Genomic DNA, 24,072 nt, shown 5'->3' with positions numbered 1-24,072 from the left:
AATAATGTACAGGCAAAAAACTATTGCTGTAATTTTTTTTTCTATTATTTTTTTCAAAAGCTATGGGCAGGAGTCCTTTGTTTTTGTAAGAAATCACCCAGCAAACTCAGTTGGAAACTTCAATATTGAGGTAAAATGGTACCACACAAGTACCTTATTTGGCAAACGAATTAGCGTATACCGACGGGAGGCTGGTTTATCTGATTGGCAGCTTGTCTCTGCAGACCCTGTTACAAGGCTCCAAAGTCTGCCAGACTCACTGGTTAATCAAGACGAGGACTTGGAGTTTTTTATTGACGTTATCAATCAAGCCTCAACTGAGGAACTTGAGGACGACTTTTTGAAACTGAACCTCCTGCTTAAGAGCTTCGAGAGCAATGAGTTTGCATGGTTTCTCGGCATTTATTACGAGGACACCGAAGTAGAGCCTGGAATTTCCTACGAGTACAAAATCGCTGTTTTAAACGGATCTCAAGAAACGGTATTAGGCCAGTCGAGACCAATTGAAGCAGGTGCTTACCAAAGAACTGTTGAAGTGCAGGGCCTTGAGGTTGTTCAGGAGGGACGTGTGATTAACTTCAACTGGATCCAAGACGCCAATCTATACTATGCCTACAACATATATGAGATTGACTCAATCGGATCGACCAATAAGTTGAACAACCAACCGCTGATGCTCAGCATGCAGCCCGACAGCTCTGGCACAATGGTTTATCCAAGACCAATGTTCAAAAAGCGGGGGAGCATCGAAGGGGCTAGCTACTCTTACTACATCGAAGGCGTTGACTATTTCGGGGAATTGAGTCGGCCGTCCAGTCGAGTAAACATTACCATCGATGACATCACTCCTCCGCCACCACCGCTAAACGTGTCGGGCAAAGCAGATTCACTGAGGGTAACTCTTAAGTGGGAACAAGAAGGAGCAGAGGATCTCAAGGGCTACACTATTTACCGGAGCGCAAAAAGCGAAGGAGAATTTGTACCAGTCAATAACGGCCTGATTCCAGCCGGAAGAAATTCTTATCATGAAACTCTTCAAGTTCCCGGACCCTACTATTATAAAATTGAAGCACAAGACCACTCAGGCAACAAATCGCTATCTGAGATGGCTTTTGTCGAAGCTCCGGACGTATTTCCTCCTTCCAAGCCAACAGACCTGGTCATCAAGTCGGACACAGGCAGGTTTTATTTGACCTGGAAGCAAAATGAGGAATCTGATCTTGCGGGTTATCTTCTCTACCGAACTGTTGATCAGAATAACCCCGATCATTATGTTTTGCTAAACGCCGAACCGCTTGATACCAACCACTACGAGCAGCGGCTCCCGAAAAACGTAAAGAACAAATTTTTCTACTTTCTGGTGGCCATTGACACTTCTTACAACCGAAGCAAACCATCAGCAGTAGCAACAGTCGTTTTGCCAGACGTTGTCGCACCAGAGCCGCCCACCATCACGCAAATTGGATATTCGGAGGAAGGAATCATCGTTAACTGGATCCGTAACGTGGATGAAGATTTGGCTGGTTATCATCTGTACAGGTCTGACTCTTTAAACTCGGATGGCGTCCAGGTCAATCAGGCAACCATAGCGAAAAACTCCTTTCGATTCGTCGATCGTACAGCCATGGGAAATAAGGAGTATTACTATCGCCTGGAGGCCATAGATTCATCAGGAAACATTTCACCGCTATCTGAGGCAGCCTATGCATTTAGGCGTGAGGAGTTGCTACTAGAAGCCCAATTAACAGTAAAACTCAAAAGCCAGAAAAGGAAAAAAATCAATCGGTTAGAGTGGTCTGAAATTGACCCAAAGCTTATCAGGGGCTACGTGGTATTTCGGGGCGAAAGTGAGCGATCAATTAAACCGATTACGGCGCTTCTTGCTTCTACCAACTTTGTTGACAAGGATCTGAAAAAGGAGGCTTATGTGTACCAGGTGCGGGCTTACTCCATCCCAGGCAAGGTGATTATTTCGGACACAGTTGAATGGGAGGTGCGATGAGAATCTTCCGGTACATATCACCATCGATTAAATGGCTCCGCCTGGCGCTACTGTTGATAGCGCTCCTGTTTTATAACAGCAGTCGAGGCCAGGTTTCTGTTAGCAACCGAAATATACCTATAGACATACATACAGACGCAATATTTTTCATTCCGGGCAGCTATACCGACAACTCGACAGATGGTGATGGCAAGATTATATTGGCCGGGACACTGATCGTAAATGGAGATATTAGCAACAATGGGGTAACAACCTTGATAGCTAAACCGGCCAATCCGGGAATTCAGTATCTAACCGGAACAGGTGACCAGACACTTGCAGTCAACACTGCTGATACAACCTACCTTTCAAATTTTTTCCTCTCGAAGCCCAGTGGGTCATTTATCCTGCCGTTTAAGAAAAATGTTCTTTTCGGGCAAAAGTTAACATTCAGTTCAGGCAAAATAAGTCTGGTAAGCAGTCAGGTCTATCTTAAGTATGGTGGAGCACTTGTAAGCGAATCTCTTGCTTCGAGGTTTACTGGTATCGGCTTCGTTAGTTCTAAGGTTCCCGCAGTAACTACTGATACTGAAAATCTTAATATCGCCGGAATGGGGCTTATAGTAGACATTGGCTCAGATGGAATGGGCGCATCCGTTGTAACAAGGCATCATATACCCGCAGGTATAAAAAGATTTGATGTGGCAAATGATGCCACCATTCTTAAATATTTTGAAATAACGTTTGGAGAAGAAGCAGGCATTTTTGACAATATGACATTCAGCTTTTTCAGTGGTACTGAAGAGATGAACTCACTAGGAAGCTCGGAATTGGCCGTTTATACCTCGAGCGACAACGGATCATCTTGGCTTATGCTTGATGCAGCCGTACCATCCGGTTCAAGCAGCATTACTAATAGCAACGTTAAATTTGAAGCAAATTCGACAAACCTTATCGTTGTTGCAGAAACTTGTGACAACGACCATAAACCTAAAGCAGTCCCAATCTCAAGCAACAGTTCCGCTCTGATTCAGGAAGGAAATACGACAATTAAGGTCTGCTATGGCGGTGAGTTAGATTTAAGTTCGACAGCAGACTACCATCACTGGATCGTCAACGGAGTAGTAATACCATCCTCTTCCATAGACACTTACATTTTTGATCTGACGGATCCGGCAACTGATGGTGCAAAAATCACCCTTTTTGAACGAAACAATAGGGGCTGCGAGCGAGAAATTGAATATACAATTGACGTATTGTCGCTACCACAAGCTCATTTTTCTCATGACCCTGGCAATGGTACCTCATGTTTCGGAGAAACAATGACATTTATCAATTCTTCTGACCCTGTCGAAGCAGGCACTGACTTCGATTTGCTAGCATGGGAATGGACCTTTGATGATAATGGCACTACTAGCAATTTGAAAGAACCTAGCCATCAGTTCTCAAAAGTGGGCATATTTGACGTGCAGTTGAAGGCAACAAATAGATTTGGGTGTAGCAGCACAAATCTTACATCTGACAAAGTAAGAGTGAATACTCTCCCATCACCCAACTTCAATTTTGAGGACTTATCGGCAACAGCAAAAGGAGAGGCATGTCAGTTGGAAGCGATAGGGTTTACAAATTCGAGCAGCTACGAGAATTTCGACGGGGCAACACTGCCGAAGGAAGGGATGTCCTACAATTGGGACTTTGGAGACGGAAACTCGCTGGGCGACATGGATGTAGAACATACTTACTCTGAGTACGGATCAATGGAGGTTGCTTTAACTGCCACCGAGCCTGGACATGGCTGCACAAATTCTATTACAACAACTATTCAGGTTGACCCCAGGCCGGTTCCCAATTTCAAATTTCAGCTAGACGGTGTTGATACTATGCAGGCCTGTGAAGGTGTTGATATAGCAGCTATCGATCAGAGCACTATTGGTGACAATAGCGCACTAGCTTATGACTGGGACTTTGACGACGGAGCAACCTCGACCCAACAAAACCCTACTCACGAATTTATTTATTCCGCTGACCCCAGCAAGTATTCGGTGTCACTCACGGCCACTTCTGTGCCCTATGGCTGTGTATTTTCCAAATCAAACCATATCACCATCCACCCGGCCCCGTCCGGCGACTTTCACATGGAATTCGACGAGCTGGCCATCAATGATATTTGCACAGATGTGGAGGTGGATTTTATCAACAATTCTGACATTGCGGCCGGCACCATTGACACTTACACCTGGAACTTTGGAGACGAAAGTGAATCTACGCTTGCTGCTCCGACCCACTCCTTCGCAAACTCCAGGATACACACCATTTCCCTTACCCGAATCTCGGACAAGCTTTGCACCAACATTGTCGACGGGCATCTCACCGTTCATGCTTTTCCGGTAGTCGATTTTGTTTTCAATGATGTGTGCGATGGCCTGCCTGTAGCGTTTTTTGATGTCTCCGATGTGCAAACGGACGCCATTTCCTCCTACCTGTGGGACTTCGGAGACAACGGCTCGTCAAATCAACAACATCCGGAGCATCAGTATACTACCTACGGAAGCTACACGGTAAAGCTCACCGCTGCAAATACTTCGGCGCCCAATATCGCCGCTAAAAATGCCTACAGCTGTGAGTCATCTGTCGAAAAAACAGTGGAAGTCTTCCAAAGACCCTCGTTCAACTTGGGCTCTTCCGCCCTGAGCTGCTCCGGCAGTTTTACTATCGACCCATCGGCAGACGCCACCGCCTATCTTCCGGCAGGCACATCCTTTACTTGGTACAAACACCCTGACTTTGAGCAGGCAATAGCCTTTGGGGATCAATTAGAGGTAACCGAATCCGGTTCATACAAGGCCGTGTTGACCACGGACGATCCCCAGAACTGCGAGACGTCTTTCTCCATCCCGGTATATATCGTTGAGCCAGGAGACCTTGGTGCCAACCGAAGTGTGTGTGAAAGTACAGTACTGGATGCCACTCCAGCTAATCGCCCTTTTACTGGAGCAATAACTTATCAATGGGCGAAAGATGGCTCTCCTTTGTCAGAAACCAGCGCCAGCCTGCTGGTGGCAGCATCTGGTAACTATTCTGTAACAGTCACCTATTCACCCAACAGCGGTACCATGACGCCGTTTTGTTCCTATTCAGACGACGTGATTATCACCATCGATGATGTCCCGGCGCTCGACCTTGGAGACGATGTGCTTGCTTGCCAGGGAGAAACCACCACACTTGTGTCTAATATTAGCGGCGATTCCTATGTGTGGGTAAACATCCCCTCGGGCGACGAATTGGGCTATAATCCTACCCTTGAAGTAGCTGAAGCGGGGCAATACCGGCTGACGGTGGAAGCTGGCACCTGTTCTGTTTCCGATGTTGTTTCCGTTAGCCTGCTGGCAGCCCCTGAGGCAGGTTTTTTAGCAAGCGCCCTTCGGGTTTGCGAAGGGGAAGAGGTTTCCTTTACTGACATCTCATTTTCAATGACCGCAGGCGATCCCATTGTTGCACGCCAATGGTCCTTCGATAATGGCGAAACGGCCGACACCGCCGATCCTTCCATCACCTACCTTACTGCCGGGACTTACTCCGTGGAGCTTGAAATACAAACCCAAAATGGGTGTACCAACACTTCTTCCAGAGATATCGTTGTGGACGCCCCCCCGGCAGTGTCTTTCGACGCAGAAAATGCGTGTCAGGGAACTTCCGTTAGCTTTACCAATACCTCGACGATGACAGCTACTCCGGTTACATTTCTCTGGGCTTTTGGCGATGGAACTACTTCTACAGAAGAACACCCCACCCATATTTACGAAGACGCTGGTTTATTTGATGTAACCCTCAAGATCACTTCGGGAAAGTGCACGGAAGAATATTCAGAGCAAATAGAGATCTACCCAGCACCAGAACTTGATTTTGCTACTTCTTCTGTTACCTGCGGCAACCAGCTTATTCTTGACGCTGGCAGTACTGGCGCTACCTACCGGTGGTACGATGCAGCCTCCGGAAGTACGCTTGGAGCCGACCAAACCTATATGGTAACGACCAATATGGCCATAGGTGTTGAAGTGACAACCCCGAATGGCTGCCTGCTAACCGATGAAACAACCGTGACCCTCAACAGCCCTGTTCAAATTGATTTAGGCCAAGACAGGGAAGTTTGCGGCCCCGTCACCCTGGACGCAGGGGCTTTCCCCAATGGCACTTACGCCTGGTCGACCGGTGAAACCACGAGAAAAATCAATATCGCCACCACCGGGTTGTATAGTGTTTCTTTTGTGGATCAAAATGGCTGTACCGACTCAGACGAGGTGTTTATTACTGTTTCGCCGTTGCCATATGTCAATCTGGGTTCGGACATCACGGCTTGTACTGGAAGCAAAGTTACCCTCAATGCCAAAAACCCGGGGGCTCAGTTCCTCTGGTCGACTGGTGAGACAAGCCAAAGCATTGCCGTTGCCGAAACCGGTACTTACACCGTCCGGGTAAGTGTGGGCAACTGTTGGGTAGAGGATGATATCCTGGTAACTTTCCTCGAATCACCCGAAGTGGACATTGCTTTTACAGGCCAATGCGAGGGTGATGCCATCAGCTTTGAGCCTGTGTTGTCAAACGACACTGGTGCTTTGAACTACCTCTGGTCATTTGGTGATGGCACCCAATCGGCTAACAATAATCCTAACAAGATATTCAGCGTAGCCAATACCTACAACGTGACCGTGGAGGCCACCAATGCCGATGGGTGTAAAGCAGCCGTCAGCAAGTTAGTGGCTGTTCAGCCTTCTCCCAAGCCCAACTTTGTGTTTAAAAACGTTTGTGAATATGAGGAACTTGCCTTCACAAATACCACTTCTTATGCCGGGGATCCCGACCAGGTTAGCTACACATGGGCCTTTGGTGATGGAAACACATCTGAAGCTTTTCACCCCACCCATAGCTACCAGGCAAAGGGTCGCTATTTTGTAACCTTAGCTGCATCTACGGACGCAGCTTGCGAGAGAACCCAAACAAAAGAAATAGTCGTCAACGAAGGGCCATCGCTTAACCTACCTGCGTCCATAGAAACCTGTGAATCCACTTACCTGCTGGATGCCGGTAACCCTGGCAACACCTATAAATGGCAAAACAACTCTTCCAGCCGCACATACTTAGCTACACAAAGTGGCACTTATACCGTTCGGGTCACCAACACGAATGGCTGTGCAGTGTCGGGCGCTGTAGAGGTTACCCTGCTCGAATCGGAGCTGCCCGACCTGGGCGAAGACCGGGAGGCCTGTGGCGAAGAAGTGCTTGATCCGGGGATCAGTGCCGCCAGCTATTTGTGGTCGACAGGGCAAACGAGTCCCACAATAACTGCAAGCGAGACCGGCACCTACTGGGTGGAAACCATCAGCAACGACCTGTGCATTCACAGAGACACTGTCAACCTGATCGTTTATCCAAAGCCTGTGATATCATTAGGCGACGACATAGTGTTGTGTAAAGGAGAGCCTCTTACACTTGACGCTTCGTCAGACATAGCCAGCACCTACAACTGGAGCAATGGCTCCACCGGCCCACTGCTTGCTGTCACCTCCTCGGGCACTTACGGCGTCACTCTCACCAGCCCGAAAGGCTGTACTTTCTTTGAAGAAATCAAAGTCACTGTCAATGAACTTCCCGCCCTGGCATTTGCTGATGAATATGAAGCATGCGAAAGCCTGCTCCTGGGAGTGACCAATATCAGGAGTGAGTTTCTGTGGTCAACAGGCAGCACCGAAAAGAACATAAAGATTACGGAAAGTGATACCTACTGGCTCAAAATTTCCGACCGCAATGGTTGTGTGAATGCGGATACCGCCCAGGTGATGATCCGGCCCAAGCCCACCGTTGATCTGGGGCCTGATGTTGTGCTTTGCTTTGGCGAAACAGTTGAGCTGGATGCGGGTGTGCAAGCTGGGTACCTCTGGAATGATTTGTCAACCAATCGATTGAAGTCAGCAGGAGCAACTGGTTCCTATACTGTCACTGTAACTAACGAGTTTGGGTGTGAAAACAGTGACAAAATCAACGTCACCGTCAAACCAACACTTGGCCTCAACCTGGCAGCCGAGGCTTTAATTTGCTCCCCGGAAGAATTCTTTCTGGATGCTGGCGTGGCCGATGTGGCTTATGCCTGGACATCGAATACTGGCTATACGTCAACAGACAAAATCATTTACCCGACGGAGCCCGGCACTTATTACCTGCAGGTGACCGCAGCAGACGGCTGCGTTGAAACGGATGTGGTGGAAGTGAAGGAAACGACGCAGAAAATAAAGGCCAGCTTCCTTATCCCCAGTGAAGTAGCTGTGGAGGAGGAGGTGCATTTTGTGCAGCTGACCGAACCCGAGCCGATTTCTTTCAAATGGACGTTTGGTGATGGGTTTTCGTCGGTGAGGGCCAACCCTTCCTACATCTATTACCGGCCCGCAGACTACACGGTGAGCCTGACGGTGTCGAACGGGGTGTGCTTCGACACGGAGGAGAAGCTGCTGAGGGTGCTGGAGTTCAGGCCGTCGGAGCCAGCCACCGACAAGGTGAGACTGCTGGAGCTGTACCGCAGCAACCTCTACCCCAACCCGGCCGAAGATGTGGTGAAAATTGACCTGGAGCTGAGCGACAAAGCGCCGGTGCTGGTGCAGATATTCAACCTGAGCGGGCTCAAAGTGGCGGAGTACGAATTTGTGGGGATAGAGGAGCTGGTGGAGTTCAACATGAGCGGCATGGTGCCAGGCTCCTACATCATGGCCATTCAATCAGGAAAAATTTCGAAAACAATCAGGTTTGTAAAGACATTTTAACCATCAAGAAATGAACTAAATACAGTTTCGGCAACTCCCCTCTGACTTCTCCCCTCTCCCTACCGGAGAGGGGGCAGGGCTTCGCCAATCGGCTGAGGTAAAAAACGCCAACCCCAACCTACGAACTTATGCTCATCGACCTAACTTATAAAAAAGCACTACTTGCAATCATTTCCCTCGCATTTTGCCAGGTAGCCCTGGCCGTGCCCACGGCCACTTTCACCGCTGCGCCTGTGTGCAAAGGGGAGCAAACCGTTTTCGTGAACGGCTCCACCACGCTGTCGGGCACCATCACCTTCTATTCGTGGGATTTCGGCGATGGGCAAAGCTCCACCGTGCCCAGCCCCCGCCATACCTATGCTTCGGCCGGCGATTTTGTGGTGAGGCTGTGGGTGTTCGACAGCAACGGCGACCAGGACGACTTCTCCACCACCGTCACGGTTTACCCCACGGCGTCGGTTAATTTTACGGCCACTGCCGCCGACCGCTGTGTGTCCACCACGCAGTCGTTTACGGACCTCACCTCCATAGGGGGTGGCTCCACCATCACCAATTTCGAGTGGGACTTTGGCGATGGCACCATCGTCAACTCAGTTATTTCCATCAATCCAACCCACGACTATGCGGCTGCGGGCACCTATACGGTCACCGTCACTGCCACCACCAACAATCTTTGTGAAAGCAGCCTTAGCAAACCAATCACCATCTACCCCGACCCGGTAGCGGACTTCACTTTTCCCGGGGATGTATGCCTCGGTGAAAGCATCGTTTTCACCAACAACTCCTCGATTGCTTCAGGCAATGTCACCTACACCTGGGATTTTGACGACGGCTCACCTGCGTCCAGCCAGATCAGCCCCACGCATACTTTTGCTTCTGCCGGGGTTTATGACGTAAGCCTGCTGGTGACCTCAGTGGCTGGCGGCTGCACTGGTTTGATCACCCAACAGATGGAAGTGTTTGCACAACCTGTGGCCAGCTTCACCTTCAACGATCATTGTTTTGAGCAGACCGCCACCTTCGCCAACGCCAGCACCGATGCTGTGAGCTACCTTTGGTCGTTTGGCGACGGCAGCCAGTCGACCGATACGAACCCGACTTATGACTACGCCAGTCCGGGTACTTACGAGGTAACGTTGGAAGCCACATCCGCCAATAACTGTGTGGATGTAATTACCCAACTCATCAACGTGCGGCCCAATCCCGTAGCTAATTTTGAAGTAGACGACACCTGCCTGGGCACCGTCACCGCTTTCACCAACCTTTCCACTATCACCAGTGGGCCGGTGACCTACTCTTGGGATTTTGGTGACAGCAGCCCGCTTTCAACAGACAAAAACCCAACTTACACCTACCCGGCAGCCGGCGTTTATACCGTGGAGCTCACGGTCACTTCCAGTTTTACCTGCGAAGCGGTTTACAGCACCACCGTAGAAATATTTGACACCTCAATAGGAGGCACTCTGGCGGGCGGCACTACCCGCTGTGAAGACGATGATGCTGTGTACTCACTGACATTGTCGGGTGAAACGGGCTCGGTTGTCAGGTGGGAAAGGTCGCTCACGGGCGTGGATCAATGGATCACTATCGACAACACCACCACATCGCTGGACTACAGCGACCTGGCGCAAACCTCGTACTTCCGGGCGCTTGTCAAAAACGGGGTTTGCGAGGGAGCCTACTCCTCTGTGGCTACCATCCAAATCGACGAGCTTAGCGCAGGCGGGATCCTTGGCGGCAGCAGCACTGTTTGCAGTGGCACCAACTCCACCACCCTGGAACTATCAGGCCACACAGGTGGAGTGGTGGAATGGCAGTCGTCCGGCAGCTCGGCCGGGCCATGGACCCCCATCGTTTCGACAGCCACGTCCATGCCCTTCGACAACCTTACTGCGACTACTTATTACAGAGTGATCGTGCAAAACGGCGTGTGCAGCAGCAGCCCTTCCAGCGTGGCTGAGATAGAAGTGTCGCCAGAGACCGTTGCAGGCCTGGTCAACGGATCGGCGGTTGTTTGCTACGGCACCAATTCAGGCCAGCTAACACTTTCCGGCAACACCGGCGGCGTGGTTCGCTGGGAGTCGTCGCCTACAGGCGAGGAGCCCTGGGCACCCATTGTGAATACCTCTGCCACGCTAGACTACGAGAATCTGCTGGCCACGGCTTTCTACCGGGCCATTGTAAAAAGCGGGGTGTGCGAAGAAAAGATCACCAATAAGGTGAAAGTGCAGGTGGATCCAGCCACGGTGCAAGGCGAGCTGAGCGGCCCCTCGCTGGTGTGTGGAGAAGCGAACGAGGGCACGATCCTGTTGAAAGGACAAACCGGAGCCGTGCTCAGGTGGCAGGAGTCGCCGGATGGAACCGCATGGACAGATATCAGCAATACCACCGCCAGCCAGTCTTTCACGGACTTGACCGCAACGACATTCTACAGAGCGGAGGTGCAAAGCGGCACTTGTTCGGCCATTTTCACTCAGCCCTTTGAAGTAGAAGTGAGTGCATTGCCCAATGTCGCTTTCAGTGTGCAGGAGGTCTGCGATGGGCTGGCTTCACAGTTTGTCAATACGTCGACAGTACCCAGCGGAACCGTGGCTTCGCAGGTTTGGGATTTTGGCGATGCCTCCTCTTCAGTATCTACATCGCCAAAGCATAGTTACGATAGCTATGGCACTTACCCTGTCAAGCTCATTGTGACGAGCAAGGCAGGTTGCGTCGACTCCCTGAGCCTGGCGGCAGTTGTGAATGCTGTTCCTGAAGTGAAGTTTACGCAGGACGATGTTTGTTTTGGACAGCCCATGGACTTTTCAAACTTGTCGACCCTCGCTCTTGGCACCATTGCCGACATCGCCTGGAACTTTGGCGACGGCGCCACTTCCGACGAGCAGGATCCTAGTTATACTTTTGAAGAGCCAGGCGCTTTTCAGGCCAGCCTGACTATCACAAGCGATAAAAATTGCGAGGCCAGCTTCAGCAAGCAAGTGGTGGTATTTCCCCAGCCTGTCGCTTCTTTCGAAGTGGGCAATGTTTGCTTTGGTGAGACGTCCACTTTTAAAAACAATAGCTCTGTGTCGTCAGGCACACTTACCTATGTGTGGGATTTCGGTGATGGTACTCAGTCAACATCTATCAATCCGTCACATAAATACGAGGAGCCGGGGCACTATGCCATCAATCTGACCGCCACGAGTAGCTTCGGCTGCTTATCGGAATTCCTGGTCGAAATCGACGTGTATGAGCAGCCCATTGCTGGCTTCTCAGTGGAAGACATATGCCTTGATGCAACGGCTGCCTTCACCAACACCTCCACTGGTTCGGATGTCAGCTATCGTTGGGAGTTTGGGGACGGCATCGTTTCAGAAAAAGTCAGCCCCGCCCACAAGTACGTGAGTGCCGGCATTTACACCGTGACGTTGTCGGTTACGGCAGAAAGCGGATGCTCGGATCAGTTCAGCTCCAAGATTACCGTGTCACCGCTTCCACTCCTCAGCTTTGTGATGGAGGACGTCTGTATCGACAAAGCGGTAGCATTTTCCAATCTCAGCAGTATCATTTCCGGCGACGTGGCCTACACCTGGTCTTTTGGCGATGGTGAAACCTCGAATGAAGTGAGTCCGGTTCATTCCTACCAGGAAGCGGGCGTATTTACGGTAAGGCTCGAAGGCGCTTCTGATATTGGGTGTACAACGGTGCTCGAAAAAACGGTGGAGGTATTCCCTTTACCAAAACCAGATTTCGTTGCTGAGCCTGTGTGCGATGGTTCGCCCACGGCTTTTGACAATAAAACCACGCTGTCCGCCGGCACTTTAGCCAGCTACCTCTGGAATTTCGGTGATCAAACCAACTCCATTGTCGTGAGCCCGAGCAAGCAGTACCTCAACCCTGGTAGCTACCAGGCCTCTTTGCTGGCAGAGTCGGAGGCAGGCTGCAAGGCCATTGTGGTAAAAGAGGTGGTGGTGCATGACTTCCCGGTAGCCAATTTTACGGTTGGCAATGTATGCGATGGCTTTGAGATCGAGCCTGTCAACCGCTCAGAAATTGCCAGTGGTGACCTGACCTTCGAATGGGATTTTGGTGATGGGCACACTTCAGCGTCGGCCAATCCCACCCATCTGTACGAGGAAGCGGGGGCATACACCATTACCCTGGCAGCCAACTCAGGCAACAACTGCAAAGACGTTTTTCAGCGGCAGGTCACCATTTATGCCCTCCCAGAGCCTGATGCCGGGGCCGATACAACTGTAAGCAAAGGCTACTCCGCCCTTCTCGAGGGAAGCGGAGGCGTAAGCTATGTATGGAGCCCTATCGATGGCCTGGCCAATTCCAACGTGCCCATCACCTGGGCGACACCTCTGCAAACCACCAACTACGAGCTGTTGGTCACAGATCAGTTTGGCTGCCAGAACAGAGATACCGTGACGGTGAACGTGAACGACGATTACCGCATAGTGGCCAGCAATGTATTCACGCCCGACGGCAATGGCCAGAACGACACCTGGGTGATCCGAAATGTGGAGACCTTCGGGGACGTAAATGTTCGGGTCTTCGATCGCTTTGGCACTATGGTCTTCCAGGAAACTGCTTACCAAAACGACTGGCAGGGCACCAGAGGCAACGATATTCTGCCCGACGGTACTTACTACTACGTGATCACTTTCTCGACTTCGGAAAGGAAGTACAATGGAGCGCTGACGATTATGAGGAATAGGTAGGGTGGAGCTGGTTCGAGGGATATGAATTAGGGCCGGGGTGTGAGGAAATAGGACTGACAGTTGATACTAAGGGGAGGAATGGGCTTTCGAGGTTTTTAGGTTAGATTGATATCACTCTTATGAAACAGCAAATTGTTTGCTTATTGCTTACGATGACAAGCTTTTATTGTGGAGCCCAGGGAATTACCCTGGCTCCATCTTTTGGGCTTGCTTATCTTCAAAACAAAATTCCACCGATAAGTAATTCGCAGTCTAACCCCAGGCAAATTCAATACGCTACATTATACTCATTGGCCTTGTCGGTCAAAATTTCCAATAGGTTTCAAACTGGGTTAGCGTTCGCTTATGCATCCGCAGCCCTAAATAGAATATATTCAGTTGGCACGGGGAGTACACCTATAAATGTTATTCATTTCCCCATGATGGAAGTATGCGGTAAATACTTTACCGGACGAATTGGTAGTTTTCTTCCATACGTGCGAGGTGGACTAGGTTACGCATTTAATTACCCTGAAAAAATGGGGACATCTCAAATTGAAACATCTGGTAAGTCTTTAACCAACCTTTCAATCGGGACCCAAAGCATGACCAGAGGACAACTTTCATGCTTTCTTGAGGCAGGTTACTGGAATAAAGGTTTTTTGGCGAAAGGGGGGCTGATAATCAATCCTTCAAAACTAAAAAAACATAGTGATCCCGGTTCGTAAGGCATGAACCAGGGCGTTGGAGCGCTGACAATCATAAGTAATAGGTAGGCATGAGAGGCTAGTTCGTGAGACACCATAGCCGTCAACCTAAGAAATAATTGGTGGATATGGCAAGGCCATTCCGCATGGCCGAGTTTTATTTTCCATGTTTTTTGAAAGCCATTTATCGGAATGGCCGACCGTTTTTGTTGATCTAATTTACTGGTTTAAGACTACATTTAAGTATGTTTTGGTAAGAATATCTGATACTTTTTTTTGCCCTTTTTTATACTCTTTTTCATGAAATGCGTTGCTGATTCGATACAAATCCGTCAGCCATTCGATGAGTCGGTGACTGTTTTGCAGCACAGGTAATGTTAACACTTTAGATCGCCCTTGTAGCGTACTGACTAGCTTATGAAAGCTCAAATCCTTTTGGGTTAAATTCTTTAAGTGATTAAGAAAAGTCCAGTTTAACATTACCCACAGCAGCTTGATGAGAATGATGCATTCTAAACGGGTCGCATTCACTGGGTGTATTTTATGTAATCTCATCACACTTTTCCAGGTTTTAAAGACAAGTTCTACCTGCCATCTCAATGTGTAGAGATCATAAATCTGAGAGGCGGTACATTTTTCCCTTTCCACGTTGGTTACAAATAGATTCAAGCCAATGGCCTCTAACACGTCAGTCCCTAATTTTCTATTCGCTGATTTCTTCCTTAAGCGTTTCTGCTTTTGTTCTTTTGTGAGCAAATTAGCCACAAGCCGTACCTTAGTACGAGTTTTTTCGCCAACATATACATCCATGTCCAGATACCTTTCTTTCTTTTCCTTTAATAAGCTGATAATAGAGGCTGTTGGAAGTAATGAGTATTCTCCCTCCTTGAGGATATAGAAATTCCATTGTGACTTTGCCCTGCTGATAAAGTAGATGTCTTTGCTGCTTAGCTCTTTAAATGCCTTAGGAGAAAAATACCCTAAATCTCTTAGCAATAATGTTTTGGGAGGTACCTTCTCAATATTCTTCATCCCCTCAATGCTATCAGAATCTCGTGATGAGCCAATGGAAATCTCGGTTACCTTAGAGCCTAGCAACTGATACTCAAATTGGATTTGAACACTGGCTTCCCTTCCCTCTCCTCCATACCCAGGAAAAGTATCTGCTACCTTTTTGGATACTTTAAATTCTGAACTATCCATGATACGGATATCAGTAAACCAACTGGAGGGAATGCTTTCTTCTGAATTATGGGCCATTTGCTGTGTCAATACCTCTTGGAGAAGTCCTGCAAGCATCTGTTTTGTGTTTTTATTGAAACGCTTATCAAGAGCTTGTTTAGAAACACTCACGCCATGATGATGTGCAAGATCTATACTGTATTCAGATAGAGAAGGGCATTTGCCATTATTGCTAAAAAAAACCACGTCCAGAAATGCCTTTGGCGAAATGACCGACTTACGCTTTTTGAATGACGATGCTTTTGCAATGGCCTCAATACGCTCATCAGAAACAAATTTTGAGAGGTATTTTGAGAAATTCCTGATTTTTCGGCACAAAATCGAGTTCAGTTTCTTTTCCTAGCCCTTTTTCGCTTAGGTTGACGGCTATGGTGAGACACGAACCAGGGCTTCAGGGCAATGGATAGGTGGGGTGTCTTTGACGCAACGAGAAACATTTTAAAGAACTCAGCTATGCGAATAAACCTCTTATCGATAGTGGGTGGCATTGGGCTATTGGCCTGCTGCCACGAAAAAGACAAGTATCCGCAGGGGACCTTCCCTGCCACTGTCACCAATTTCAGTGAGGTTAACTCCGAATATGATGATTACAATTCGGACATGCCGCTGATAAGCGTTGGACTGAAGCTTCATTTCTCCTCCAATAGGAATAGTGCCGGTGAAAACTTTGATGTGGTTGGAGATGCTCTGGGTATTCTTTGGACGACCGACAATGGCACTTTGAGCATTCATGCCACGTCGCTGGACGACGATGACGACTTTACACCAGAGTTGCTCTCTTCCATTAACACCCCCTGCAACGAAATGGGGCCTTACTCCTTTCAGTACAATGCTGGCGGCAAATACAGGTATGTGCTGATGTATGCCAGCGACTGCGACAGCAACTTCGACATTAGCTATGCCCATTACGAAAAGCCTTTCGGGACTGATGGGTCGCCGGTCTTGTATCCTCCGAAGAAAATTGAATTTCTTAATTCCTCATCTGACGATATGTATCCAACATTTTATGGGGAGAATTTCATTTATCATGGTGAGATAGCGCCAGAAACTATCGAAAAATTGCTGTTCTGCTCAAACAGGGATGGGCAGTTCGACATCTATGAAATAGGCCTTGGAGAGGACACCGATTTAGTGGGTTTACTGGGTTCAGACGTTGGGCATCAGCCGGAAAAGCTGGCTATCAGCTCGGCGAGCAACGACAAATGTCCGTTTGTAAGTGGTAAATTGCTGGTGTTTACGTCCGACCGCCCGGGTGGATTTGGCGGGTTTGACCTTTATTCTTGCTTAAGAACTGACAATGGCTGGTCGGAACCTACCAACTTTGGAGCAGACGTAAACTCAGCGTACGACGACTATCGGCCGGTTGTTCTCAATTATCCAGGTTTTTTCAACAATAGCCTGCTGCTTTTCTCTTCCAACCGGCCTGGTGGCAAAGGTGGGTTCGACTTGTACTATATCGGCACAGACGTGGCGGTTTATTAGGGGGGCTTATTAGGTATCGTAATTAGTGAGACGGAAGTCTGTGGCATAAAAGCAGCCAGGCAGCGAATAGGGTAAGATAAATATCAATCTATGAAAAAGATAATAATTTGCGCATTGCTTACGATCATAAGCCTGAGATTTTACGCCCGCAACGCCTCCGTCTGAAGCGCCTACACTTATAGGCATCAAAGGTGATGAGGGCTTTTACCGAAAAAACCAGGAAGCTCAATGGCAAAAGAGCGACTTCTTCGCCTGGGTGATGAAGGCAGAGTGTACGGCTTTTGATAAGAAATAGCCTCTGTTCATTCTATTCGGTTTTGAAAAACAGCTTCTTCCTTTTCTTTGGTTCTTCGTCCTTCCCGGAGTCGTCCGGCCTCGTCTTCGGTGTTGCCTGATAAGCCGTTTCCTTGAGCTCCTCCAAATGCAGCTTGTCGATGGCATGCACAGCCCGGACGTTGAGGCGCTGGAACAGGCCATAGCTTTCTACTACTGTTTTGAATCTCTCATTCTTGTCATACAGCAGCAGGTAGTAAAACTGCATGAGCACTTCCTGCTCGGTGAGGTGAGGCTTGATGATGTTGACATAGAAAACAGGGTCACTGCTTTTTTCATCTACCAGAAATAGCAGGGCCTTGTAGCTTTCCATGTAGTGGGAGAGTGTGTTTCGGTAGCTGTCGTACACCAGGCGGAAGCTGGTTTCGAACGACTGAGAGTCGAGGTTTTGTGAGCTGCCCGTGGTTTTTCTTTTTCGTTTGGTGGCAGTCAGGGCCTTCTTGAAGTCGACATACATTTTGTCGAAGCCGTTGGCGCCGTCCTGGGTTTCGATGCGCTTGGCGGCATTGAGGTGAAATTCGAGGAGCTGGAAAAACGTGTTTTCAAACTGCTGGGTTTGCAGTGTTTTCGACTGCTTGTCCATGATCTTGCGTGACTCCAGCAGCTCTTCCCTCTGGAGTTCAAGCTCCCGGCGCTGATAAATCAAGGCCAGGTAAAAAAAGATGACACCTGCCAGGGACCACATGGTGCCCACGGAGCCTCCAATAAATTCACCCAGCATGCTAAGGGTGGTGATATCCCCTTCCACTGCCAGGTTGAGGTTCTTTACATTGTTGAACACATAGTAAATTATGCCAAAACCCGCCAAAACGGCCAGGGCAGCACTGGCACCCAGAAAAGTGACGAAAAACGAACGCCTGGTAGGATTAGGTTTACTCATATAGCCGGATAGGTTTCAGTTGTCTAAGATAAGGAATAGCAGCGATGGAATGGGTTAATTTTTGGAATGATATGCCGATGGAACGTAAATACCTGGACTCCCGATTCGGATTTTTCATTATCTTCAATCATATGAAAAACCTACAATCCCACCTGCTTCTCTTGATTGCAACTACTCTCCTTTTTTCCTGCTCACAACCGTCAGTAAACAACCCGGTGCTCACCAGCGCCGACAGCCTGGCCTTGAAGCAGGCGGCTATCAACGGCCAACTGGTGAACGAGGGCCTCGAAAGGTGCCGGAAGTTCGTGACCGACTGGCTGGCCCATGCCGACTCCACCACGGGGCTTATCCCCCGCAACCTCTACGAAAGCAAAGACATCTGGAATGCCTGGGATGCCGCTGCCGACAACTATCCTTTTATGGTGCTAACGGCGGCTTTAACGAACGAGGCGCAGTTCAGAGGCCGAATGCTAGACATGCTCCGCACGGAAACACGGCTCACCTCCCGCATCGACCGCCTGCCTGATACTTACTCATTCTCCAAACAAGGCTTTGACAAACCGGAGCCAGATTTGAACAGCATCATGTTTGGCTCGTCTGAATATATCAAAGATGGACTATTGCCACTTACGGAGTGGCTGGGAGCCAGCCCGTGGTCAGAGCGAATGATCGGCATTCTCGACGATATGTGGAAACATGCGCCAGTGAAAACGCCCTATGGCAACATTGTCTCCAACAATGTGGAGGTGAACGGGGAGATGTTCCAGGTATTGGCCAGAGTGTACTGGATGACGGGCGATCAAAAGTATCTGGACTGGGCGATTCGGATGGGTGACTACTACCTGCTTGGCGAGCACCACCCTACAAGAAATTTTGAATCGCTCAGGTTGCGTGACCATGGCTGTGAAATCGTATCTGGCCTCTGTGAGCTGTATGCCACGGTGAATGCTGCCGATCCGGCAAAAAAGAAAGTCTACCAGCCCCACATGCACGAAATGCTCGACAGAATACTGGAAGTGGGGAGAAATGATGACGGACTTTTTTATAATTCCGTCAATCCTCAAACTGGAGAAGTCTTGTCGGCGGGCACGGCGGATAACTTCGGGTATAATCTCAATGGCTTCTACACAGTTTATCAGATCGACTCTACGGCCGCCTACCGGGAGGCCACACTGAAGGCGCTTAATGCACTGAGCGGTAGCTACCGCAATTTTGACTGGGAAACAGGCTCAGCTGATGGCTACGCCGACGCCATTGAAGGGGCGCTGAACCTTTACAACCGTGAGCCTGTAAGCAGCGTACCCGGCTGGGTAGATAGCGAGATGCTGGTGATGTGGTCGATGCAGGACTCCAGCCACAGGGCCAACACCGAAGAATGGCGCTCATCCGGCGTGATTGAAGGTTGGCACGGTGACGGTAATTTTGCCAGAACTACCATTATGTATTGTTTATGGAAAACTCAGGGCATGACAGTGGCTCCCTGGCGAGCCGACATACAACCTGGGGTAGTAAGAATCGGAGAGGACTTGCTGATCAGTGTGGCTGTTGAGGCAGACTGGGAGGGAATCGTTAAGTTCGACGTGGCCAGACACCAGGCCAATATGCACATGCCGTGGGATTGGCCCCGGATCAATCAGTTTCCGGAGTGGTTCACCGCTAACGAAAGTATGCAATACACATGGGCCAACTTAGAAAATCCTGACGAAAAGGTATTTTCCGGCAAGCAGCTAAGCGATGGTGTCAACGTTTCATTGAAAAAGGGAGTCAATCTGTTTAGGTTGCAGCTAACCAGTAATTAACCATTAGCCCTGAAACCATGGAACGAGACCTAAAAGGTATTCCGAAGGATTTTCTCAAAAACAATAAGTCGGAAGGTAAATGATAGCAATGCGCACTATTTTTCATCAAAAGAATATAACAAAACAGCATCTCAGCGATTTTTTTAACAGGTATTGCTAATTTGCATGCCACAATGTCTTCAAGATAAAATGAAAGGTATTATTCTAGCAGGTGGGTCTGGCACTCGTCTTCACCCACTTACCATCGCAGTCAGCAAGCAAATTTTGCCTGTGTACGATAAACCAATGATCTACTATCCATTAAGCACTTTGATGCTTTCCGGGATCAGAGAAATACTTATCATATCCACTCCTCACGATCTTCCTTTATTTAAAAGCCTTCTGGGAGATGGCAAAAACCTGGGGTGTGAATTTTCGTATGCCGTTCAGGAAAAACCAGAGGGTCTGGCTCAGGCCTTTATTATCGGAGAGTCATTTATTGGTAACGATAAGGTGGCGCTTGTGCTGGGGGATAATATTTTTTACGGATCGGGTATGGCCAAGCTGTTACAAAGCAAGAGCGACCCGGACGGTGGTGTCATTTTCGCCTACCACGTAACAGACCCCGAACGTTATGGCGTGGTCGAATTTGATGAGAACCTCACGGCTATGTCGATTGAAGAAAAGCCATTGAAACCTAAGTCAAATTTTGCTGTACCCGGTCTCTATTTCTACGACAATAGCGTGGTGAAAATAGCCAAAGAGCTGAAGCCCAGCCCCAGAGGGGAGCTTGAGATCACTGATGTAAACAAAATATATCTATCGCAGGGGAAATTATCTGTCGGCATTCTCGACAGGGGTACTGCCTGGCTCGACACGGGCACCATCGTTTCATTGATGCAAGCCGGACAGTTTGTTCAGGTAATAGAAGAAAGGCAAGGATTGAAAATTGGCTGTATTGAAGAAGTCGCATACAAAATGAAATTTATTGGGAAAGAGCAGCTAGCAAAACTCGCCAATCATTTGGTGAAGAGCGGTTATGGTGGCTACCTATTAAACCTTATTAAATGATTATCGAAGAAACCCGATTTCCAGGCTTGTTTGTTATTCAGCCCAAGGTATTTGAGGATGAAAGAGGCTACTTTTTCGAAAGCTTCAGTGCAGCCAATTTCGAAAAAGCAACGGGTATTAAGGCCGATTTCGTACAACACAATCAGTCAAAATCATCGAAAGGAGTTCTGCGAGGACTTCACTTCCAAAGAGAACCTTATACACAGGCTAAATTGGTTCGGGTACTCTCGGGAACTATACTAGATGTAGTAGTCGATTTGAGAGAAGGCTCTCCGACTTACCAGCAACACTTTAGTATCGAGATGAGCGCCGAGGACAAAAAACAGCTATTTGTGCCCAGAGGCTTTGCCCATGGCTTTGTTATCCTTTCCGATACCGCTGAGTTTTTCTATTGCGTCGACCGGCCATATGCGCCAAACTTCGACGATGGCATACGATTCGACGATAATTCATTAAACATCGATTGGAAGCTTGATAAATTGTCGCTGATTCTTTCAGAGAAAGACAAAGCCCTCGGATCGCTTGCAGATGCCGCAGGTAAGTTCAAATTTTAATTCAGCTAAAATGGCAAAGAAAAAGAAAGTATTGATTACTGGCGGTGCAGGATTCCTTGGTTCTCACTTGTGCGACAGGTTTCTAAAGGAAGGCTACGATGTAATTGCTATGGACAATCTCATCACCGGCTCTCTCGACAATATAGAGCATCTTTTTAAAAGGGAAGACTTTGTATTTTATCATCACGATGTCTCGAAATTTGTCCATGTTCCGGGCGATTTGGACTATATTCTTCACTTTGCTTCACCAGCAAGCCCGATCGACTACCTTAAAATGCCTATCCAAACCCTTAAGGTAGGCTCACTTGGCACGCACAATTTGCTTGGCCTTGCCAAAGCAAAAAATGCCAGAATCCTGATAGCCTCCACATCGGAGGTTTATGGCGATCCATTGGTGCACCCTCAAACGGAAGACTACTGGGGCAATGTCAACCCCGTGGGGCCGAGAGGGGTTTACGATGAAGCCAAACGTTTTCAGGAGGCCATTACGATGGCTTACCATACGTTTCACGGGCTTGAGACACGCATCATAAGGATATTTAATACCTACGGGCCCAGGATGCGACTAGACGATGGCAGGGTGTTGCCAGCCTTCATTTCACAGGCATTAAGGGGTGAAGACCTCACCTGTTTTGGCGATGGCTCGCAAACCCGGTCTTTCTGCTATGTAGACGATCTGGTTGAGGGTATTTACAGGCTACTGTTAAGCGACTATCCGCACCCCGTGAATATCGGCAACCCTGACGAAATCACTATCAAGCAATTTGGGGAAGAGATTATCAAGCTGACCAATGCTAATCAAAAGCTTATTTTCAAGCCCTTACCAACGGATGATCCGAAGCAACGGAAGCCCGATACAACCAAAGCCAGAGAAATTCTCGGGTGGGAGCCCAAATTCTCCAGGGCTGAAGGGTTGAAACCAACATTAGAATACTTTAAGAACAAGGTGCTGAAATAGGCACTTTGTTCTGCGTTCCAAACTACTTTCGCCAGGATTAGGGGCCAGGCTTTATCCAGTTAGATATCGTATACCTCAAAGCGGCCACGCTGTCAATGGGATTAAACTCCTTTTCTGAGATAAAGAAGAGTTCATGCTCCTTGTTGTTGTTTGCCCTGAGGTATATGCGGTAGTTGTGTTGCTTCTGATTATTGGAAAAGGCGGATACGTCCCCTTCGGAAACCTCGTAGTTCACTTCAATCGCCGTAATCTCTCTGAAAGGGTAAATATTCTTTCCCCCAAAAATTGAACCTTTGAGTTCGAACGTTCCCTTCTTAAAGTCAAATACAAACCTCTTTCTTTGGACGTACTTGATCAGTGGAATTATAAGAACTCCAAAACCCAAAAGGAAGAATATGGAAGAAAAGAGGCCCCCTATCAGCAGGAAAATGCCGAGAAAGATAAGGGCCAGGTTCGCATATTTGGAAAAGCTGGCTTTGCTTCTGAATACCTGGATAGAGTTTAAATCTTCATAGATGTATCCGTGCCTGGCAACAAGCTTTTGAAGATCGAATGGTAAACTAGTATTAGCCATAGAATGATTAAAAAATTGACTTTCACGCACTGAACTTTGATAAAGGTACAGTTTTTCGCCTTATTTTCTTCTAAGCTTGTTCAGCTGACTTTCTTTTAGTCCAATAACGCATTAGTCCGGCCACACTCATCCATGCAGGATTGGCCGCTTCATATTGCTCGATTTGCCTGTCAGTCAGGCCCTGAGCTCTCAAACCATCTGCCACAAAGCCCTGGAACATCGGAGTCATGGACTCTGCGTCTGTTCCCTTTTCCATCTGGTGCTTGATCCAAAACGCCCACTCATCCAGTACTGATTCCAGGTCATCGAGATGTTTGTCAACATCTTTTATCACTCCAAAATGAGTAAGATAGAGCTGCGAAACCCCGGCGGCCTTTATTCGCTCAATGGAGCCTTTCCAGTTTTCAACGTTGATGTCGGGAGGCGGGCAAGGAGGCACCACCGGCCCATTTTCAATTTTTACGCCTGCCACATCGCCGGAAAAGAGGATGTCATTTATTTGCCAGGCAATATGGTGAACAGCATGCCCCGGCGTATGCAACGCTTTGATCGCAACTCCACCTATTTCGATGGTTTGTTCATCGTTTACCGCCACTAGCTGGCTTTCGTCAATGCTGTGCATTTGCCCCCACAGGTAATCCATTTTATCCTGATAGATGCGCCTTGCCGACTCCATCAGCTTCGAAGGATCAGCCAAATGCTTTACTCCGAATGGATGAACATAGACGCTCGCACCCTTTTGGGCAAAATACCAGGCGGCTCCCGCATGGTCAAGATGAATGTGGGTCAGAAAAACATGTTTGACGTCCTCCGGCTCCACTCCATTTTCCTTCAGCCCTTTTTCCAATGATTGAATAGAAGAATGGGGGCCTGTTTCGATCAAGATCGGGCCTTCGCTTGTTTTGATTAAGAACGACGAAATAGTTTTCTCGAGACCAAGAAAGTGAAGGTCCAATATTTTAACATCAAGCATAACAGCACCGGGGTTCAATGAAATTAATAACTTCGCCACTAA

General features: G+C 48.4%; 13 protein-coding genes. 9 read left to right on the top strand and 4 right to left on the bottom strand.

All coding sequences use genetic code 11. The features are described from left to right. Nucleotides 1-4: 4 nt before the first annotated feature. From ACMVP2_RS12935 to ACMVP2_RS12920, 4 genes are all read left to right on the top strand, one after another. Nucleotides 5-2,002: a fibronectin type III domain-containing protein gene (locus ACMVP2_RS12935; RefSeq protein ID WP_416867993.1), complete on the top strand. Its 1,998-nt coding sequence runs from the start codon at nucleotides 5-7 to the stop codon at nucleotides 2,000-2,002. Further along, complete coding sequence (locus ACMVP2_RS12930; protein WP_416867992.1) at nucleotides 1,999-8,790, top strand: PKD domain-containing protein; 6,792 nt, start codon at nucleotides 1,999-2,001, stop codon at nucleotides 8,788-8,790. The genes ACMVP2_RS12935 and ACMVP2_RS12930 overlap by 4 nt, the downstream gene beginning before the upstream one ends. A gap of 128 nt (nucleotides 8,791-8,918) precedes the next feature. Next, on the top strand, nucleotides 8,919-13,499 hold the full coding sequence (locus ACMVP2_RS12925) for a PKD domain-containing protein (protein ID WP_416867991.1): 4,581 nt from the start codon (nucleotides 8,919-8,921) through the stop codon (nucleotides 13,497-13,499). Nucleotides 13,500-13,618: 119 nt separating this feature from the next. Continuing rightward, the gene (locus tag ACMVP2_RS12920; RefSeq protein WP_416867990.1) at nucleotides 13,619-14,206 is read left to right on the top strand and encodes a hypothetical protein; all 588 of its coding nucleotides are present in this window, start codon (nucleotides 13,619-13,621) and stop codon (nucleotides 14,204-14,206) included. Nucleotides 14,207-14,404: 198 nt separating this feature from the next. Here the strand turns inward: ACMVP2_RS12920 and ACMVP2_RS12915 are convergent, their stop codons facing one another. Further along, nucleotides 14,405-15,745 (bottom strand): IS4 family transposase, encoded by a 1,341-nt coding sequence (locus tag ACMVP2_RS12915; protein WP_416864363.1) that lies wholly within the window; start codon nucleotides 15,743-15,745, stop codon nucleotides 14,405-14,407. Between the two features lie 135 nt (nucleotides 15,746-15,880). Between ACMVP2_RS12915 and ACMVP2_RS12910 the strand changes: the two genes are divergently transcribed. Further along, complete coding sequence (locus tag ACMVP2_RS12910) at nucleotides 15,881-16,909, top strand: hypothetical protein (RefSeq protein ID WP_416867989.1); 1,029 nt, start codon at nucleotides 15,881-15,883, stop codon at nucleotides 16,907-16,909. A gap of 307 nt (nucleotides 16,910-17,216) precedes the next feature. On the opposite strand, the gene ACMVP2_RS12905 is transcribed toward ACMVP2_RS12910, so the two are convergent. Further along, nucleotides 17,217-18,122: a putative phage abortive infection protein gene (locus ACMVP2_RS12905; protein WP_416867988.1), complete on the bottom strand. Its 906-nt coding sequence runs from the start codon at nucleotides 18,120-18,122 to the stop codon at nucleotides 17,217-17,219. 131 nt (nucleotides 18,123-18,253) lie between these two features. On the opposite strand from ACMVP2_RS12905, the gene ACMVP2_RS12900 reads away from it, so the two are divergent. From ACMVP2_RS12900 to ACMVP2_RS12885, 4 genes are all read left to right on the top strand, one after another. Continuing rightward, nucleotides 18,254-19,921 carry a hypothetical protein gene (locus ACMVP2_RS12900; RefSeq protein ID WP_416867987.1) on the top strand — a complete coding sequence of 556 codons (1,668 nt, stop codon included), beginning with the start codon at nucleotides 18,254-18,256 and terminating at the stop codon, nucleotides 19,919-19,921. 189 nt (nucleotides 19,922-20,110) lie between these two features. Continuing rightward, the gene (gene rfbA / locus ACMVP2_RS12895; protein ID WP_416867986.1) at nucleotides 20,111-20,971 is read left to right on the top strand and encodes a glucose-1-phosphate thymidylyltransferase RfbA; all 861 of its coding nucleotides are present in this window, start codon (nucleotides 20,111-20,113) and stop codon (nucleotides 20,969-20,971) included. Continuing rightward, complete coding sequence (rfbC, locus tag ACMVP2_RS12890) at nucleotides 20,968-21,525, top strand: dTDP-4-dehydrorhamnose 3,5-epimerase (protein WP_416867985.1); 558 nt, start codon at nucleotides 20,968-20,970, stop codon at nucleotides 21,523-21,525. The genes rfbA and rfbC overlap by 4 nt, the downstream gene beginning before the upstream one ends. 10 nt (nucleotides 21,526-21,535) lie before the next feature. Further along, nucleotides 21,536-22,483: a UDP-glucuronic acid decarboxylase family protein gene (locus tag ACMVP2_RS12885; RefSeq protein WP_350117770.1), complete on the top strand. Its 948-nt coding sequence runs from the start codon at nucleotides 21,536-21,538 to the stop codon at nucleotides 22,481-22,483. A 37-nt stretch (nucleotides 22,484-22,520) separates the two neighbouring features. On the opposite strand, the gene ACMVP2_RS12880 is transcribed toward ACMVP2_RS12885, so the two are convergent. Both ACMVP2_RS12880 and ACMVP2_RS12875 read right to left on the bottom strand, forming a co-directional pair. After that, nucleotides 22,521-23,057, bottom strand: a complete 537-nt coding sequence (locus ACMVP2_RS12880; RefSeq protein ID WP_416867984.1) for a hypothetical protein — start codon at nucleotides 23,055-23,057, stop codon at nucleotides 22,521-22,523. A gap of 70 nt (nucleotides 23,058-23,127) precedes the next feature. Then, a complete protein-coding gene (locus ACMVP2_RS12875; protein WP_416867983.1) occupies nucleotides 23,128-24,069 on the bottom strand; it encodes an MBL fold metallo-hydrolase in 942 nt (313 codons plus the stop codon). Nucleotides 24,070-24,072 lie beyond the last annotated feature (3 nt).

The organism is Imperialibacter sp., from assembly GCF_048007035.1.
Lineage (GTDB): Bacteria > Bacteroidota > Bacteroidia > Cytophagales > Cyclobacteriaceae > Imperialibacter.
The sequence above is the reverse complement of the archived record's forward strand: the minus strand, read 5'-3'. Positions and strand labels throughout refer to the sequence as shown.